Source organism: Desulfobacula phenolica, assembly GCF_900105645.1.
Classification (GTDB): domain Bacteria; phylum Desulfobacterota; class Desulfobacteria; order Desulfobacterales; family Desulfobacteraceae; genus Desulfobacula; species Desulfobacula toluolica.
In genome coordinates, this window is sequence record NZ_FNLL01000009.1 from 198,181 (window position 1) to 215,961 (window position 17,781).

The 17,781-nt window shown below is 41.4% G+C and carries 17 protein-coding genes; 9 read left to right on the top strand and 8 right to left on the bottom strand.

Annotation, left to right across the window (positions count from 1 at the left end; all coding sequences use genetic code 11):
- Window positions 1–119 precede the first annotated feature (119 nt).
- Window positions 120–1,331, top strand: a complete 1,212-nt coding sequence (locus tag BLT94_RS15560; RefSeq protein WP_092236033.1) for an EAL and HDOD domain-containing protein — start codon at window positions 120–122, stop codon at window positions 1,329–1,331.
- A 124-nt stretch (window positions 1,332–1,455) separates the two neighbouring features.
- Here BLT94_RS15560 and purN read toward each other — a convergent pair whose 3' ends face one another.
- Together purN and BLT94_RS15570 are read right to left on the bottom strand one after the other, a co-directional pair.
- Window positions 1,456–2,178 carry a phosphoribosylglycinamide formyltransferase gene (gene purN / locus BLT94_RS15565; RefSeq protein WP_014959228.1) on the bottom strand — a complete coding sequence of 241 codons (723 nt, stop codon included), beginning with the start codon at window positions 2,176–2,178 and terminating at the stop codon, window positions 1,456–1,458.
- A gap of 56 nt (window positions 2,179–2,234) precedes the next feature.
- Window positions 2,235–2,453 carry a hypothetical protein gene (locus BLT94_RS15570; protein WP_175530374.1) on the bottom strand — a complete coding sequence of 73 codons (219 nt, stop codon included), beginning with the start codon at window positions 2,451–2,453 and terminating at the stop codon, window positions 2,235–2,237.
- Between the two features lie 89 nt (window positions 2,454–2,542).
- Here BLT94_RS15570 and polA point away from each other — a divergent pair, with 89 nt between their 5' ends.
- The gene (gene polA / locus BLT94_RS15575) at window positions 2,543–5,314 is read left to right on the top strand and encodes a DNA polymerase I (protein ID WP_092236067.1); all 2,772 of its coding nucleotides are present in this window, start codon (window positions 2,543–2,545) and stop codon (window positions 5,312–5,314) included.
- A 74-nt stretch (window positions 5,315–5,388) separates the two neighbouring features.
- Complete coding sequence (locus tag BLT94_RS15580; RefSeq protein ID WP_014959225.1) at window positions 5,389–6,219, top strand: NAD(+)/NADH kinase; 831 nt, start codon at window positions 5,389–5,391, stop codon at window positions 6,217–6,219.
- 10 nt (window positions 6,220–6,229) lie between these two features.
- On the opposite strand, the gene leuD is transcribed toward BLT94_RS15580, so the two are convergent.
- From leuD to BLT94_RS15600, 4 genes are all read right to left on the bottom strand, one after another.
- Window positions 6,230–6,754, bottom strand: coding sequence for a 3-isopropylmalate dehydratase small subunit (leuD, locus tag BLT94_RS15585; protein ID WP_092236070.1), 525 nt, complete (start codon window positions 6,752–6,754; stop codon window positions 6,230–6,232).
- 122 nt (window positions 6,755–6,876) lie between these two features.
- Window positions 6,877–8,163: a 3-isopropylmalate dehydratase large subunit gene (locus BLT94_RS15590; RefSeq protein ID WP_092236073.1), complete on the bottom strand. Its 1,287-nt coding sequence runs from the start codon at window positions 8,161–8,163 to the stop codon at window positions 6,877–6,879.
- Between the two features lie 125 nt (window positions 8,164–8,288).
- The gene (locus tag BLT94_RS15595; RefSeq protein WP_014959222.1) at window positions 8,289–8,873 is read right to left on the bottom strand and encodes a helix-turn-helix domain-containing protein; all 585 of its coding nucleotides are present in this window, start codon (window positions 8,871–8,873) and stop codon (window positions 8,289–8,291) included.
- Window positions 8,874–9,012: 139 nt separating this feature from the next.
- Window positions 9,013–9,648, bottom strand: a complete 636-nt coding sequence (locus BLT94_RS15600; protein ID WP_245743145.1) for an IMPACT family protein — start codon at window positions 9,646–9,648, stop codon at window positions 9,013–9,015.
- A 257-nt stretch (window positions 9,649–9,905) separates the two neighbouring features.
- On the opposite strand from BLT94_RS15600, the gene BLT94_RS15605 reads away from it, so the two are divergent.
- A complete protein-coding gene (locus BLT94_RS15605) occupies window positions 9,906–10,739 on the top strand; it encodes a purine-nucleoside phosphorylase (RefSeq protein WP_245743146.1) in 834 nt (277 codons plus the stop codon).
- Window positions 10,740–10,840: 101 nt separating this feature from the next.
- Entirely contained in the window at window positions 10,841–11,740 is a 900-nt protein-coding gene (locus BLT94_RS15610) for an exopolyphosphatase (protein ID WP_092236081.1), read from the top strand.
- Here the strand turns inward: BLT94_RS15610 and BLT94_RS15615 are convergent.
- Entirely contained in the window at window positions 11,737–12,033 is a 297-nt protein-coding gene (locus BLT94_RS15615) for an MTH1187 family thiamine-binding protein (RefSeq protein ID WP_092236084.1), read from the bottom strand. The genes BLT94_RS15610 and BLT94_RS15615 overlap by 4 nt on opposite strands.
- Window positions 12,034–12,320: 287 nt before the next feature.
- Between BLT94_RS15615 and BLT94_RS15620 the strand changes: the two genes are divergently transcribed.
- Window positions 12,321–13,184 (top strand): methylenetetrahydrofolate reductase, encoded by an 864-nt coding sequence (locus tag BLT94_RS15620; protein ID WP_092236087.1) that lies wholly within the window; start codon window positions 12,321–12,323, stop codon window positions 13,182–13,184.
- A 160-nt stretch (window positions 13,185–13,344) separates the two neighbouring features.
- Here BLT94_RS15620 and BLT94_RS15625 read toward each other — a convergent pair whose 3' ends face one another.
- Window positions 13,345–14,280 (bottom strand): hypothetical protein, encoded by a 936-nt coding sequence (locus BLT94_RS15625; protein ID WP_092236090.1) that lies wholly within the window; start codon window positions 14,278–14,280, stop codon window positions 13,345–13,347.
- 783 nt (window positions 14,281–15,063) lie between these two features.
- On the opposite strand from BLT94_RS15625, the gene BLT94_RS15630 reads away from it, so the two are divergent.
- The 3 genes from BLT94_RS15630 to BLT94_RS15640 all read left to right on the top strand — a co-directional run bounded on the left by BLT94_RS15630 (window position 15,064) and on the right by BLT94_RS15640 (window position 17,510).
- Window positions 15,064–16,011 (top strand): PhoH family protein, encoded by a 948-nt coding sequence (locus BLT94_RS15630; protein ID WP_092236093.1) that lies wholly within the window; start codon window positions 15,064–15,066, stop codon window positions 16,009–16,011.
- 183 nt (window positions 16,012–16,194) lie between these two features.
- Complete coding sequence (truA, locus tag BLT94_RS15635) at window positions 16,195–17,010, top strand: tRNA pseudouridine(38-40) synthase TruA (RefSeq protein WP_092236096.1); 816 nt, start codon at window positions 16,195–16,197, stop codon at window positions 17,008–17,010.
- Window positions 17,010–17,510 (top strand): TrmH family RNA methyltransferase, encoded by a 501-nt coding sequence (locus BLT94_RS15640; RefSeq protein WP_092236099.1) that lies wholly within the window; start codon window positions 17,010–17,012, stop codon window positions 17,508–17,510. Before truA ends, BLT94_RS15640 begins: the two co-directional genes overlap by 1 nt.
- The last annotated feature ends 271 nt before the right edge of the window (window positions 17,511–17,781 follow it).

Genomic DNA, 17,781 nt, shown 5'->3' on the forward strand with positions numbered 1-17,781 from the left:
GCCAACTGTTGTATGTCTGCTGCAATTCGTTTTTTTGCAAATAATTCCAATAAATGTTAAATAGTCATATCATTTAAAATTATTGATTGCAGTTAATTGTATTTGGAGTGGATTTTTGTATGGATATTTTCGTTGCTCGACAGCCTGTTTTTACTGCTCAAAAAAAACTTTGGGGATATGAACTTTTGTTCAGGCTTGGTTTTAAAAATGCTTTTCCGGATATTGACGGGGATGTTGCCACTTCCAATGTGCTGGCCAACACTTTTTTTTCTTTTGAAATCAAAGAAATCCTGGGCAACAAACCAGGCCTTATTAATTTTACAAAAGAACTTATTCTTCAAAAAACCCCGCTTCTCTTTCCTCAACAGCATTTCATCATAGAGGTGCTTGAAAATATTGAGCCTGACCGGGAAATTCTTTTGGCCTTGAAAGAATTTCATGAAAAAGGGTTTAAAATTGCTCTGGATGACTTTGTCTATCATGAAAAATTTATTCCCATGATGGAAATGTGCGACATCATTAAGTTTGACCTGATGGCAACCCCATTGGAAACACTGACCGGCATTGTAAAAGATATTCGATCCAATTATTCCATCACCCTGCTGGCGGAAAAGGTTGAAACCTATGAAGAGTTTGAACTGGCAAAAGATATGGGGTTCGACTTGTTTCAAGGATATTTTTTTTCCAGGCCGGAAATATTATCAAAAAAAGAGATATCATCCAGCCAAATCACCAAATTAAAGCTGATAAACGAAGTCGGGAAAAAAGAGCTTGATATAAAAAAAATTGAATCTTTGATTAAAAAAGACGTTTCAGTATCGTTTAAGCTTTTAAAATTTATCAATTCAGCATATTTTGCCCGGCCCACCCCGATCAACACCATTAAAGACGCCATTACTTATCTTGGTATGGAGGAACTCAGAAAATTCATCAACATTATTGCAGTATCAGACCTGAGTGAAAGCAAACCCAACGAACTGATCCGGTCTTCAGTCATTCGTGCCAGGCTGTGCGAACAATTCGGAACGGTTTTCAAAACCCATTTCACAACCGAGGAACTTTTTACTCTCGGCCTGTTTTCCGTTATGGATGCCATGCTGGATATAAAGATGAAAGATGTTCTTAAAAACATCACTTTTTCGGAAAAGATAAAGGATGGCTTGCTGGGAAAAGACAAGGAATTTAAAAAGATTTTAAAGATTGTTGTCAGTCTTGAAAGAGGAGAGTGGGATAATAATTTCTACACGCTGATCGCCGGCAAATCCATAGAAAAGAAATTGCCTCAGTTCTATCTTGACGCCATACAAATGGTGAATTCTTTTCTTTCCTGATGCGATAAATTAATACGGAAATCTGATCCGGAATCCAGAAGGACCTTTTTTTATCCAGTCTATTTGACGGCGGTATCCTAAAGCCCCTGTTCATATAGGGGCTTGTCACCGGCAATGTTACGCATTAAACCCTATCAGCAAACTTTTGAATGCAGTGGGGGTAAAGTTCCCACTCTTTTTCAAGGCCTTTTTTCTTTATGTCGTCAAGGGTGTCTTTGTCTTCAATTTCAAATGCCTTTTGTCCGATAATTGGACCTGTATCTTCCCCGTAATCAACAAAATGAACCGTGCATCCGCCGATTTTGCAACCGTACCGAAACGTGTCCCCATATCCGTCCGTGCCCGGAAAAGACGGCAAAAGTGCGGGATGGATATTCATGATTTTGTGTTTTCCTGGCTCAATGTTGATCCGGTCAATAAAATAAGGGGTTAAAACCCGCATAAATCCTGCCAGGACAAGAAGATCCATGTCATAGTCAAGGATAATGTCCAACAGTTTTTTTTCTGCAATAGCCCGGCTTTTTAAAAAAAATTCCACCTGTTCTTTGGATGCATCAGATACAACCAGTTTTTGTTTTGACTGAATTTCTTTCAGATTAAAATCTTTTGGCAGATCCGTGTCCTTTATTCCGTTTTTTTTGCAGTCTTCAATGATGTGGGCGTAATCCACAACAAAGGTGTCGATATTGGCTTTTTGCGCCCGTTCAAGCCCTTTGACTCCTGGCGTGTCAGAGCCAGTAAAAACAATATTTGCATCAATTCTGTTGTCGCGGCATGCATCAATGATTGCCTGAAGGTTTGTCCCGCCACCTGATATCAAGGTGCCTACAGTGATTTTTTTTGCCATATTTTTTTCCTTTTACATGTTTTTACACAAAGATTCTTGGCTGAATTTTAAAAATCTTATTGATTACCAAATCCGTTCTGTCCGCCGCAATCAGGACATTCCCAGGTAATTCCGTTGCAGGTCATGCCCCATTGATTTTCATACATGCAGTCCTGGCACATGGAAAATCCGCATCTGCAATTCCAGCAGAACATAACGGTTTTGCCACAGCAATGACATAGTTTTGATTTTTTTTCACGTCGTTTTTCTTTTCTTGTTTGGGCTTTTGATTTCATCGTGATGAATATACTTCTCCTTTCATAAAAAAGATAGTATATATGCCTTTAATTTATGAAAAATTCAATATAAAAAAAAGGGTGTTACCATGGCAGAATCAAAAAAAGCGGATTCCAGAAAGAAAATATTTCTCATTGACGGCAGTGCATTTTTATACCGTGCATTTCATGCCATCAGGAGTCTGAACACCTCAAAAGGTCACCCCACAAATGCCACATTCGGGTTTGCCCGGATTCTGCTAAAATTATTAAGGGACAACACTCCTGAATATGCCGTGGTCATATTTGATGTTAAAGGACCCACATTCCGCCACCAGATGTATGATCAATACAAGGCCAACCGGCCTCCAATGCCAGAAGATCTGGCGGTTCAGATTCCGGATATCAAACGGATTATAGAGGCATTCAATATTCCAATTGAAGAAAAGCAGGGATTTGAGGCAGATGACCTTGTGGGCACCTATGCAAAACTGGCCCTGGAAAAAGGATTTGAGGTTGTCATGGTCACCGGGGATAAAGACTTTATGCAGTTGGTGTCCGACCACTGCACTCTCTGGGATCCCATGAAAGATACCATAACGGATGTGGCCAAAATAAAAAAAGACATGGGAATAGACCCAATACAATTTATTGACATTCTGGGGCTTGCCGGAGACAGTTCGGACAATATTCCAGGTGTCCGGGGGGTCGGGCCTAAAACCGCCATAAAACTGATTGCCCAGTTTGGTTCCATTGAAAATTTATATGAAAATATTGATGAGCTTAAAAAAAAGAAAAAATTATATGAAAATCTTTCTACCAGCAAGGATATAGTTTTTTTAAGCCGTGATCTTGCCACCATTGATCAGTCCGTAGAGGTCACAAGACAGATTGAAGATTTTAAAATAGACAATATTAATACAAAAAAAGCATTTGAACTGTTTAGGGAGTTTGAATTCAAGACACTGGCTGCAGAATTTGCTCAAAAAACAGACAGTTCTGAAAAAAAATATACTCTGGTCACCAAAATCAAGGATCTTGAAAACCTGGCTCATACCCTTGAAAAGGAAAAAATTTTTGCCGTTGATACGGAAACTACATCCAAAACCCCCATGGATGCGCAGCTTGTGGGAATCTCTTTTTCTTTCAAGGAAAACCAGGGGTTTTATATTCCCATCGGCCATACAAGCCCGGATGATCTTGCTCAATCGGATGATCTTGATCAACCTGACCAAATTAATCAACCTGACCAAATTAATCAACCTGACCAAATTAATCAACCGGACAAGGATGACATATTAAGGATTTTTAAACCAATACTTGAAAACCCGGACATCAAAAAAGTGGGGCAAAATATCAAGTATGACTATATTGTCTTGTCAAGATTCGGCATCACACTGCAAGGCATTGCATTTGACACCATGATTGCCTCTTATCTTTTAAACCCAGCAACACGGGGTCACAGTCTGGACCGGATTGCCATGAATCTTTTTGGATATAAGACCATTTCTTATGAAGATGTGACAGGTAAAGGGAAAAACCAGATCGGATTTCAGGATGTTCCCATTGCCCAGGCCGTGAATTATGCTTCTGAAGATGCGGATATTACCTTTATGGCCTATCAGCAGTTTAAAAAACAAATACAGGATCAAAACCTTTCCGATCTGATGGAAAAGATCGAGATCCCCTTGATAACTGTTCTGGCAAACATGGAAATGGAAGGGATTAAAGTGGATGAGGATTCGTTACAGCATCTTTCCCAAACTTTTGATCTGGAATTAAAGAGTCTGGAACAAGAGATTTATGCCCTTGCAGGCGAGGAATTCAACATCAATTCTTCTCAGCAGTTGGGGGTTATTTTGTTTGAAAAATTACAACTGAAAACCGCCAAAAAGACAAAAAAGAAAACCGGTTATTCAACAGATGTGGAAGTGCTGAGCAAGCTTGCACAAACCCATGAACTGCCTGAAAAGCTGCTGAGATACCGAACTCTTGGCAAGCTTAAGTCAACCTATGCGGATGCTTTGCAGCAGCTGATCAACAAAGAGACCGGCAGAATTCATACCTCTTTTAACCAGACCATTACAGTTACCGGCCGTTTGAGCAGTTCCCATCCAAATCTTCAAAACATTCCCATCCGGAAAAAAGAAGGAAAAGAGATCCGCAAAGCCTTTATTCCGAAAAAGGGACATACCCTTATTTCAGCAGACTATTCCCAGATAGAGCTTAGAATTCTGGCTCATTGTGCCGAAGATGATATTCTCATTGAGGCGTTTAATGAGGGTGAGGATATTCATACCAGGACAGCCCTGGAGGTTTTCCAGGTTTTGCCCGAATTTGTTACCGCAGATTTAAGAAGCCAGGCCAAAGCCATAAATTTCGGCATTGTCTATGGCATGAGCGGCTTCAGGCTGGCCAATGAGCTGTCCATCAGCCGTAAAATGGCCAATGCCTATATTGATAATTATTTTAAACGGTATGCAGGTGTAAAAAAATTTATTGATACCACAATAGACGAAACCCGCAAAACAGGTGAAGTTTCAACGCTTTTTGGTCGAAAACGCCGCCTGGATGACATCAACTCTTCCAATGCAAATGTTCGCAATTTTGCTCAGCGGGCAGCCATCAACACGCCCATACAGGGCAGTGCCGCTGATTTGATCAAAATGGCCATGATCAAAATGGCAGATGCCTTGAAAGCAAATAACATGGCTTCAAAAATGCTTTTGTCCGTTCATGATGAGATCATATTTGAATGCCCGCTTGAAGAAAAAGAGCAATTGATTGATCTGGCAAAAACCGTTATGGAACAGGTTCATCCCCTGAAAGTTCCTTTAACTGTAAATTTTGGTATCGGTGAAAACTGGGCACAGGCTCATTAACTTTAAACCTTGACTTTATGGCAGATATGAGGCAAGAAGCCTTCCAGATCATATGACGGAGGCAGCGAATAATCATGAGTGCAAAACGGATCGGGCTTGTAATTAAAAATGATGAAAAGGCTGAAAAAAAGGCCCTGGAAATTGAAAAAAAACTGGGAAACCAATGTGTTGTCATTGATATCCAGCACTCGGAGAGTACTGCTATTCCTGATAATTTGTTGTGTATCATTGTCCTGGGCGGAGACGGCACATTTTTAAGTGCTGCACGATTCATAGAAAACCGGGACATTCCCCTGATGGGGGTAAAATTCGGTGAGGTCGGGTTCCTGGCCGAAACAACCGAAGAAAATCTTTACAAGGCAATTACCGCACTGGTTCAAGGGCGGTTCCTTGTTCAAACAAGAACCCGCCTTAATATCAAAGTTATGCGCAACAGTGAACAGATTGTTGATGTTGATGTCCTCAATGATGCGGTCATCAACAAATCAGCTCTGTCAAGGCTGGCATCATGTGCCGTATACCTGGATTCAAATTATTTGACAACCTACAGGGCAGACGGCCTGATCGTTGGAACCCCAACCGGATCAACCGCCTATTCCCTTGCTGCGGGAGGGCCTGTGGTACACCCGTCAGTCTCTTCTATCATCCTGACTCCGATCTGTCCGTTTACATTGACCAACAGGCCCTTGATTATTCCTGACACAACACAGATAGAGATCCGCCTGGAAGGCAGTCCTGAAGATATGATCCTCACCCTTGACGGCCAGGAGGGATTTGAAATGGACCCTGGAGACAAGATTTTCATTAAAAAAAGTAGGAATGATATCCAAATGATATCATTTGAAGCTCAATCCTACTATAAGGTGTTAAAAACCCGTCTGCACTGGAGCGGAGGGCGAAGCTGACGCAAAGGGACTAATAATTCTTATCTGCGTACTCTACCCATCCGCCGGTTTTAATAAGGGTTTTGTCAAATTCTGAAATTTGAAATTCAATTTTTTCAGTTTTGTCTTTTGTCAGAATAGTCAGCATTGATGCATCAACATCCACGTCTACTTGAGCGTTGCTTTTTCCAAATGTATCAAAAATTGCATTGATAGTATCCAGGGGCAGTTCAATGGCCAGCATGCCGCAATTGTACATGTTCTGACGAAATATTCTTGCAAAACTTGCGGCAATCACAACATTAATACCGTTTTCTTCCAGAGCCCAGGGCGCATGCTCTCTGGATGATCCGCACCCGAAATTTTCCCGTGTGATAACCACGGCCTTTTGGTCAATATCTGCTTTGGGGTCAAATCCTTCAAGCTTTAAATCTTCAAGCAAATGGGGTTTCATGGCTGATTTTTCAATTTCAGTCAGATATTTGGCTGGAATAATTTCATCCGTATTGATATCCGAGCGATCAAGAAATAATACATTTCCTTTAAATTCTTTCATTATGTCGTTCCTCTTTTTTATATTAAAGTCCTGGCAAACACGGTGTTGACTTTCAATCTTTGTTGTGGGCAAACTTGAGTGACCAGATTGTTGTAAAAAATGGTCAGGTATGCCCATATCAGTTATTCACAAAAAAGACTGGAGTTTGAAATTTCGCCTGTAATTGCGCTGGCTGCTGCTGTTGCAGGGCTCATCAAATGAACCATACCGCCCTTGCCCATGCGGCCGTTGAAATTTCTATTGGTTGTGGCGGCAGCAACTTCACCGTCGGCCAGAACTCCGTTGCTCATGCCAAGACAGGCGCCGCAAGTGGGATTTGTCACACAAAAGCCCGATTCCATAAAGATTTTGATAATCCCTTCTTCCAAAGCCTGTGAAAATATTTTGGGTGTGGCAGGCGATACAATGCCCCGGACATTTTCATTGATGGTATGACCTTCCAGGACTTTTGCGGCAATTCTTAAATCTTCAAGCCTTCCGTTTGTGCAGGAGCCGATATAGACCTGATCAATTTTTGTTCCCTTCATTTGGGATACGGGTTTGACATTGTCCGGCTTATACCCGAAGGTTGTTAACGGCTCAAGATCACTGACATCAATGGTTTTTTGACTGGCGTATACGGCGTCCTCATCGGAATTGAATGTTGAAAAGGTTTCCAGGGCCTCCTGTTTGCTTGCATGCTCATCTTTGATAAAGTCCCACAGATACTCCACCGTTGTCATGTCAGGAAGACAGATCCCACTTGTGGCACCTGCTTCCACCGCCATGTTGGAAAGGGTCATGCGCTGGTCCATGTTCATTTCATCCACAATATTGCCTCTGAATTCAATGACCATATTGGTGGCCCCGTTTACGCCCAACTCCTGGATGACCTTGAGAATGATATCTTTGGCATATACTCCTTTTTTCAGGGTTCCAACGATTTCAATCTTATATGTTTCAGGTTTTTTAAAGGTACATACTCCTTTTAATATACCCACTTCCAGATCCGTTGTGCCTACTCCTGCTGCAAATGCCCCGAAAGCACCGTGTGTGCAGGTATGTGAATCACCCATAATAATGGTGAATCCTGGCCGGGCAAATCCTTTTTCAGGGAAAATGGCATGGCACACACCGTTGTTGCCGATATCAAAAAAATCCTTAATCTTGTGCCGTTTTGCCCAGTCCCGCAGAATTTTGCCCTGCATGGCAGTTTTAGAGTCTTTGGCAGGGGTGACATGATCAATCACCGCTTTGATTTTTTCCGGGTCAAACACCCGGTCCTTTCCCCTTGCCACCAGATCCTGGATTGCTGTGGGGGTTGTGATTTCATGACAAAACACCCTGTCCAGTTTTAAAACACTGACATCTCCAAAAGGTTCATCTACTAAATGTGCGTCAAAAATTTTTTCTGCGATGGTTTTTCCCATTATTCTCTCCAAATATTTTTTATAAGAAAGTCTTTAAAAATCCAAACAACTGCTTTAAATCTTTGCTGTGGCAAGACCCGTATGACCAGATTGTTGTAAAAAATGGCCGGACCTGCCTGTGGCAGTTATGATGTTTTTTCTCCAAAATAGTCTTCCCCGTCTGCCGGTGTTACCACCCAGTAGGCCTGGAATATCTGATCCGATGAGTTTTGAATCACATGGGGGATCTGTGAAAAAAAGGACACTGAGTCGCCTTTTTGAATTTCGTATGTCTCTTCACCATAAACAAGCTGTGCAGATCCCTTAACAACAATTCCCAACTCACGTCCAAGATGCCCGTTGCCGGCATCCCCTCTCAGCTGGCCCGGGGCCAGTTCCAGAAAAAAGGCATTAAACGAGTGGTTCCCCCTGGTCTGGCTGTCTCCGCAAAGCTTTTCATATTTAAAGCCTTTTCGCTGATAAATTTTTCGATCATCCCTTTTGATAATCTCAACCCGGGAATTGGTTTCATAATCTTTGAAAAATTTATCCGGCGTAACGCCATACACTTCCAGAATCTGAAGCAGGGTATCCAGGGAAGGGGATATCCGGTTCCTTTCTATTTGTGACAGCAGGCTTGAACTGACACCGGCTTTTCCTGCAACTTCTTTAATTGTAATGTGCCGTGAACTTCTGATGGCCCTGAGCAGTGCGCCGAGTTTTGCTTTCATGAATCCGCCAATTATTTAAGTATAATTAATTAAAATTTAATAATACTTAAATATGGTTTATTGTCAATATCTTTTTTTATTTGTCCGGGATGCCTTTAAATGCAGATGTGACAATCATATTAGGCGCAAGCTTGCAAGATCAGTCTTGTGGTATAATGGTAAATTTTAATTTTTTCCGGGCTTGATATTCCAGCAGCAGGCTTTCCATCCGGGCATAATTTTTAAGTTCAACTTCAACCCTGTGTACAATTTTATCCGTATACGCAGTATTTGTTATCCTGTCTAAATATTTTTTTATCTGGTTGAGCAGCGTATCATTAAACTCATAGGACACCTCGATATCAATACTTACCGTATGTACCAGTTTTTTTAATTTTTTCAGGTCAATGGTTTCTTTCACAGACGCTGAATAGGCTTCAATCAATCCCCTGACACCCAGTTTGACACCGCCGAAATGCCGGGTCACAACAGCTGCAATATTTGTCATGCAATGGCTTTTTAATGTGTTGAGGATGGGTTTGCCTGCTGTTCCGGAAGGTTCGCCTGCATCGGAACAATGAAAAATTTCTCCTTTGTCTCCTAAAACATATGCCCAGCAATTATGAGTGGCAGTTTTATTTTCCTTTGAAATCCTGGAAATAAATTCTTTGGCGTTTTCAATGGAGTCCACAAATTCCAAAGAGCAGATAAAAACAGACCGCCTTATTTTTATTGTTGAGGTTCGTTGATGTTCAATTGAGTAAAAATAATTTTCATCCATCTGTTCATCCGTCATATGATCATTCATGCCTTGAAATGAATATAGCTCCTAAATTGACCTTATGCTCCGCATATAGTATAAATTCACCCAAAAAGAAAGAGCCGTCATAAAACAGCTTGCATCACTTCATGCCGTATAATCGGTGTGACCGGATATTATACGATTGAATTTTTTTTGTCAGTAAGGATAAGATCGGTAAAGGTCGGTAAAATCGGTAAAATTGATAAAAGCGGACAGATGCAAAAAAACGGAATACCACAGCATAAGGAGTCATGATGAAAAATGATCGGCAACTTGTTGGTAAAACAGTTCAATTTTTAACACAGGCAATAGGCGAGCGGCCGCCTGCCATTGGGGTGTTAACCGGCACAGGGCTTTCCGATACTCTTGATGACCTTGAGGTGCTAAAAGAGTTTGAATATTCACAACTGCCCAATTTTCCGATATCCACGGTTGAAAGCCATAAAGGCAGACTGGTGTACGGCAACATCTGTGGCAGACCGATTCTGATGATGCAGGGCCGTTTCCACCTGTATGAAGGATATTCACCGGCCCAGGTCACTTTCCCGGTGCGGGTAATGCAGGAACTGGGCGTCAAAACATTGATTTTAACCAATGCTGCCGGGGGTATCAATCTGAATTTTTCGCCGGGTGATATCATGATCATCAAAGATCACCTCAATCTCACCGGGAAAAATCCCTTGACCGGTCCCAATGAGGATGCCTGGGGAATCAGGTTTCCTGATATGACACAGGTGTATGATCAGGATCTTGTGGACCTGGCCCAGAAAACAGCCCAAACTCATCAGGTTCCTGTTCAAACAGGTGTGTACACCGGTCTTTTGGGGCCAAGCCTTGAAACACCTGCGGAAATCAGGTTCCTAAAAGCAATTGGCAGTGATGCCGTGGGGTTTTCCACAGTTATGGAAGCCATTGCAGGCGTTCATGCCGACATGAAAATTCTGGGGCTGTCGTTGATCACCAATATAAATAATCCTGATGCTCCTGTTAAAACCACGCTGGAAGCTGTTCTGGAAATCGCCCAAGGGGCGTTAAAACCCCTTAACCGATTGCTTTGCAATGTGATCAGACAGGTCAGGGAGTAAGGATTTATCATGATTTGTCAGCAACCATTACCCGAAAACCACCATCTAATACCTGAAACCCAAAATATCCAAAACCCTTTTAAATTGAAAAGAGTTACCTTATGAGAATAGTTACCAGGCCTGATTTTGACGGAATTGTATGTGCGGTTCTGCTGTGCCGTGCTGAAAATATTGAGCCCAATATTAAATGGGTTGAACCCAATGAGATTCAAACCGGAAAAGCCGTTATTTTAAACACTGATATCATGGCCAATTTGCCCTATTCGCCCCAATGTGCCTTATGGTTTGACCACCATGTTTCCAATAAGCCTCAAACTCCATTTAACGGTGGCTTTGATATTGCGCCATCCGCCGCCCGTGTTGTTTACAACTATTATCAAGACAAAGGCAAACTGGACGATCATTATGATGAACTGGTCTTGAACACGGATATCATTGATGCTGCCGATCTTGACCAAGACCAGGTGCGATATCCGGAAAAATACCCTTATATTCTTTTATCCATGACCATCCAGAACCGGGACTATGCGGATTCAGCCTATTGGGAAAAGCTGGTGAATCTTTTGAGGGACAAAGGCATTGACCGTGTTATTGAAGACCCGGACGTGAAAATCCGTTGCGCCAGGGTCATTAAAGAAAATGCAGCCTATGAAAATCATTTAACAGCCCATACAACAATCCGTCACGCCATATCCATTACCGATTTTCGATCTCTTGACACTGTTCCCGGCGGCAATAGGTTTTTGACATATACATTGTTCCCGGAAACCATTGCCAGTGTAAAAATAAGGTATGACGGCCCTGAACATAATTTTGTGCTGCTCAGCATCGGTCGCAGTCTTTTCAACAAACAATGTCATGTCAACATTGGAAATCTTCTGGCCCGATTTGGCGGGGGAGGCCACGCAGGCGCCGGAGGCTGCACGTTAAATGTGCAAACCGCCGACCAAGACATTGAAGAGATCCTGAACATCTTGTTTGAAAACAAAAAAGATTCTTAAAGTTTGGCTTTAACGCTGGAAACCTTATCCGCCATGGTCTGGTCACGGTCTGTCCGTGTGCCGGCCTTTATGGTGGTTGTGATTCTGGGGGCTCCCATGTCATGAATTTTTTCATGGCATTTTTTTACCACGTCAAATACGGCATCCCAGTCCCCCTCTATATTGGTGCCATAGGAATGAAGCTCGGATTCAAGACCGGCGTCTTTGATGATCTTGTGACATGCCGCCACATATTTTGATACGGAAAGGCCAACACCGATGGGTACCACGCAAAGATCAATTATGACGTTCATTTTTAATCTCCTTTAATTTTATATTATTTTTATACTATCCTATTTCATATGATTCAGGACAGTTTATCGATTTTGCCGGCAGGATGCAAGCATGAGAATATCACCCGGAATGTCATGACCGAATGGCAGTTGCAAAAAACGATAAACATCTTGACACTGGAGGGTCTTTGCTTTAAATTCGCGCAGTTTTACTAGAAAAGGAAAAGGTTGAATCAATGCGTGCCCGGTACACAGCTTGAATTTTTTTTAACTGAAATTACCATCTTTTTAACTTACAGGAGTTTCTTATGAAGCTATCACAAAAATTAGGCAAGAATTTCGTTATCACCACCGAACTTGGGCCTGTAAAGGGTGTCCTGGCAGATGAATCTCTGGAAAAGGCCCGCGATTATCTCCCACTGGACGGCATCAATATTCACGATTGCCCCATGGGCAACCTGCGGATCAATTCGATTTCCATGGCAAGCCTGATCCAGAACAGCCTTGATGTTGAAACCGTGCCCCATTTTACCTGCAGAGACCGAAGCCTGCTGGGAACACAGGCTGACCTGCTGGGGGCACACACCCTTGGCATCCGCAACATCCTTGTTACAACAGGTGATCCGCCGAAACACGGGCCTTATCCGTCCAAAGCGGTTTATGATTACAATACGGTTGACCTGATCCGACTGATAAAAAAAATGAACAACGGGTTGGATTATAATGAAAAAGAATTCGGCGGAAGCACGGATTTTAACATTGCATGTACTGCCATGCCAACATCCAGGAAACCCGAACATGAGATGGAAAAAATGGAAAAAAAGATCTCAGCCGGAGCGGATTTTTTTCAAACCCAGGTTGTGTATGATTCTGAAAAAGCCGTGACGTTTCTTAAAGCCGCCCGGAAACTGGACAAACCGATATTAATCGGAGTAATGCCGCTCAAAAGTGTAAAGATGGCAAGGTTCATGGATAAAAATGTTGAGGGTATTGATGTTCCGGAAGACGTTATTTCTCGTATGGAAAATCAAGGCGCAACCGGGATTGAGATCACCTGCGATTTTATAAAAGATATTATTGAATATGCAGACGGTATTCATATTATGGCAATGGGAGATGTAAAAGGCACCAACCATATTATCGAATTTACCCGCAGCCTTATTGCACAATGATCCGGCGGGTCTGCCGTCATATGTAGCACTGCAGGGATAAAAACTGTGTGCCGGGTTTGACCGGCACACAGTGTTTATTTTACAAAGGGCTTTATTTCTTCTTCTTTTTTTTGGAGCTTATTGTAAGCTGAACAACAATCTAAAACTCTTGTTTTTATTGTCACGATTTCATCATTTCATCTAGTTTCGAGGAAAGTTTCCTGGCTGTTCTGACAAATTCGTTTTTAAAATTCCGGCTTTCCGCATCGTTAAAACTTGTAAAATCAAGCAGATTAAATTTTTTTACCATATTCAGCAGATCAAGCATACTTGTCTCAGCAAGGGTGTGGCAGGCTGAAAGCCTCGTTTTTTTGTCTTCAGAATTTTTTCCTTCCCCTTCACTTATCAGGTCTTGAGACAGGGCTTGAAAATTTTCCTGGAAACGCTTGTGCAATGTTTCGTATATTATCAGGAACAAAGCATCTACCCGATTGGTTCTGATCAATGTGGGGCTGTGAAAAACAGAGCGGGTTTTGTCCACACTCACATCTGACTTGCCGAGGTATTCAATCTTTTCAAACCAGTTCAAGGTATAGGCAATATGATCTTTGTGCTGCCATTTGTCTTTTTCCCAGGCATGGGCACGGATGGCTTTGGTCAATTCCGAAAGACAGATCTCATGGGTCTGATAATCAAAGGTTCCCAACAGGGCACCGGACTGGAAAATATCCATGCCCGGCTTGTGGGCATGTTCTGAAATCTCAATACAGATTATCCGTTCTTCCTTGCCCGGTCTCAGGATAATTATTTTATAGGAGGGTTTGCCCTTTTCAATGCGCATCAGTTCTTCAGCTGAATCCGGCGGAATAATGGCGTTGGCAACAGTAGGGGTTAAAAAGGCTGCTAAAAGACCGGGACTCAGGTCCGTCACCTCCAAAGCCGCCTTGAATACGGGCAGGTCTTTTTCTTCCAGCGAATGGACCGGTGTTAGTTTTCCTTTTTCCAGATCAGGTGAAAAAAGGTCCATGTTGGCTTCAAGGGCGGCTTGCCAATAGGCACTCCTGGGGTCTCTTTTTTCATCAATCCATTGTTTTGCTTTTGTGGCAATCGGGTCCATTAAATCATTCCTTTATTTTATTTTCATGTTTTATACCCGGGAAGGATTAATTTTATTTTCTCGTCCAAGGGTATTTAAATCAAACATGACATAAAACCAGAAATCTCCTTTTGTTGTCAATCTATTTTATACAGGTGTCTTTTATACTGGTGCCGGATTTGTACTCTATATAGATGTCAATCAGCATGATAACTGAATATTAATTTTTGGTAAAAATTAACAGGTGTATGAGAATTCAAGGATAGGATAACTAATCATAACTGCAATCAGGTTCTCAATGTTTTATATTATCAGATTGATTGTCCGTTTGATGGATTAAATTTCCACAAACCGCAAGATGTTGCGCTTGGCTACAGTTTTAAAACTCCCAGGACTATTTAATAATAGTCCTGGGCTTTAAATCCAGCATTGGGTAAGAAAAATCATAGACACATTAAACACCTCTTTATTATTCCATAATCCATTCCCAACAATGATATTTTTTATTTAAAATCAGAGGCGCATCTTTTTGCTTCCCCTGCATTTTCATATTATGTGCAGATGCTCATTGTATATTCCTGATGCCCAGAATGTTCGTCAGTTTGTTCACTAATGACCGTAAAGCCTTGGGCAAGATTATTCTCTTTATTCCCGGCCGGTATGAACAGACGGTGAGGTATTGCGGCTGGTATTTCCGATTTGATTCCTGAATTGGTTTATTACTTTTCCGATTCCCAAATCCAGGCAGTTGGCTGGATTTGATTTTTATTGACCTTTAAGCAAATAAAATGCATCCTATGAATTATGAAAAACATTACGTTTGAAAATCCGATGCTTACCAGAGAACTCTTCGGTCATCACAACTATAATCTGGATAAAATTTGCAAAGCGTTTAATGTGGAGATCAATACAAGGGGCAGTTCTTTGTTGGTTAATGGCACAGCCCACAATACTGATCTTGCTGAAAAAATACTCCGACAACTTTATCAGCTTCTGGAAAATAAATTTTCTTTTGACGAAGCTGATTTTGATGCCGCTATAAAAATTATAAAACACAACAATAATTCCCATATCAAAGATATTTTTTCTACAACAATTTTTAAAACAGTTAGAAATAAACCCATCACCCCACGCAATCCTGCCCAAAAAGAATATGTAGAGGCAAGCCTTAAAAATGATATTCTTTTTGCCATAGGTCCCGCCGGAACCGGCAAAACATATCTTGCAATGGCAATGGCCATGGCCGCATTTTCAAGAGGTGAAATCAAAAAAATCATATTAGCAAGGCCTGCGGTCGAAGCAGGAGAGACTCTGGGATTTTTACCCGGCGACCTTGCCCAGAAAATAAATCCCTATCTTCGCCCTTTGTATGATGCTCTTTATGATATGATGGACTATGAAAAAGTACAAACACTTATAGAGCAGGACACCATTGAAATTGCCCCCCTTGCTTTTATGCGGGGAAGAACCCTGAGCAATTCTTTTATTATTCTTGATGAAGCCCAGAATACAACGTCGCAACAAATGAAAATGTTTTTGACACGAATTGGCTATGGATCAAAAGTAATTGTTACAGGAGATATCACACAGGTTGATCTTCCCACCGGTAAAAAATCCGGTCTTATAGAGGCTAAAGGTCTATTAAAGAAAATAAATAGAATCAAGTTTATTTATTTTTCAAAAAATGATGTCATCAGACATAAACTTGTATCAAGCATTATTGAAGCCTATGAAAAGAAACAAAAACGATAATAATATATAAAAATTCAAAGCATACCTTTTGATAAGTCCCTTTTTCCTATGGACTTTGCTCATTCTTATCCATCAGACATAAACCTTGACGGAATTTTTCCGTTGAAGTACATATTACCTTTAAAGATGGTTATTTCCGTTATTGTTTAATTTGCCCACGGGCAACGCAACAGGTGTTTTTTGATGACAGATTTTAATAATGATATAACTTTTGCCAATTATAGGATGGATGTCCGTTACGATGGGCAAAATTACTACGGATGGCAACGGCATAAAGGCAAGCCTACGATCCAGGGCGCATTGGAACATGCTGTGACAAAATGTTTTGGATTGCGACATAATGTCGAAGGATCAGGACGAACCGATCGCGGAGCACATGCAACAGGACAAGTCGCATCTATTCGTCTTCCCGAAGATATCAACGAAAAAGAGGCTTTGTTTAACTTTAACATTGTCCTTGAGAAAAACATCGAAATCACCAGTTTAAAGAAGATGTCTGATAGCTTCCATGCAAGAGAATCCGCAATTGGGAAATGTTACATCTATAAAATCTGGAACCACCCCAGGCTTCCATCTGAAATGAATGGAAAGGTTTGGTATGTCCCTGAAAAATTGAATGTTAAAGCTATGGATAAAGCCTGTTCATATTTTACAGGGACTAAAGATTTTGCTTCGTTTGCCAAAGTTCCAAACTATAAAAGGGCAACATCGGTAAGAACTGTTCATTCTCTTACGCTTACAGAAGAAGACCCTTTACTGTGCTTTTCAATTATTGCTGACGGTTTTCTTTATAAAATGGTACGCAATATAGTTCGCGCACTTGTTAAGGTTGGAGAGGGAAGGTCAAAAGTCGATGATATTCCCCGTATAATAGATGCAAAGAATCGTAAGGCTGCGCCCGGTACAGCTCCCGCTTCAGGTCTTTATCTTGATACTGTGTTTTATGATAAAAAGAGCATGGATGATGCTATCAAAACAGATCAGACAGAGGCTATATAATGGGAAAATTTGAACACCAGCGCCATAAATTTCGAACAGGTTTAATCCAGCCCCGTGAGCTGATTATTGCATGTGTACCCATGCGTAGCAACGTTAATATTTCTCAGATCGCCCGCACCGCAAGTGCATGTGCTGTGGAGAAAATGATTATTTGCGGGAATGCATCATTAATTAGTAAAATTGCCAGAGACGCCACTTCAGAGCTAACAGTTTCAACCCACAGATCATTAGGCCCTGTACTAAAAAAACTTAAAGCAGATGGTTACTCTATTGTGGGGATAGAACAAACATCCAACTCACAGAACATCCATCACTTCTTTTTTAAGCGTCGATCAGTTTTAGTTGTGGGTAATGAGCGCCTTGGGATTAAGGATGATATCCTTGAGCTACTGGATGAAGTTATCGAAATTCCCGTATGGGGGATGCCCCATAGCTACAACGCCGCTTCTGCTGCCAACATGGCTTTGTATGAATACTGCCGCCAGTTTCCAGAAGGATAAATTTCTGCATTACCTTACGTCATCCCTAAAAAAAATTAAAGAAGAATGGTTATCAATCTGGAGTTTAGGATACAAAGTGCCAAAGGGGCCAATTAATGCCAATGTTCTCAAGAGCAAATCATATAATCCCCATAGCCCTACATATACATTCAGTTCACACATTTTATCAATCATTGAAAGATGTGTTATGACTTTGGTAACCACCGGCATACTCTTCAGGGTTTTATGTTGCGGATAAAGACGTTAAAATGTCAATGGCCATTAACATAAA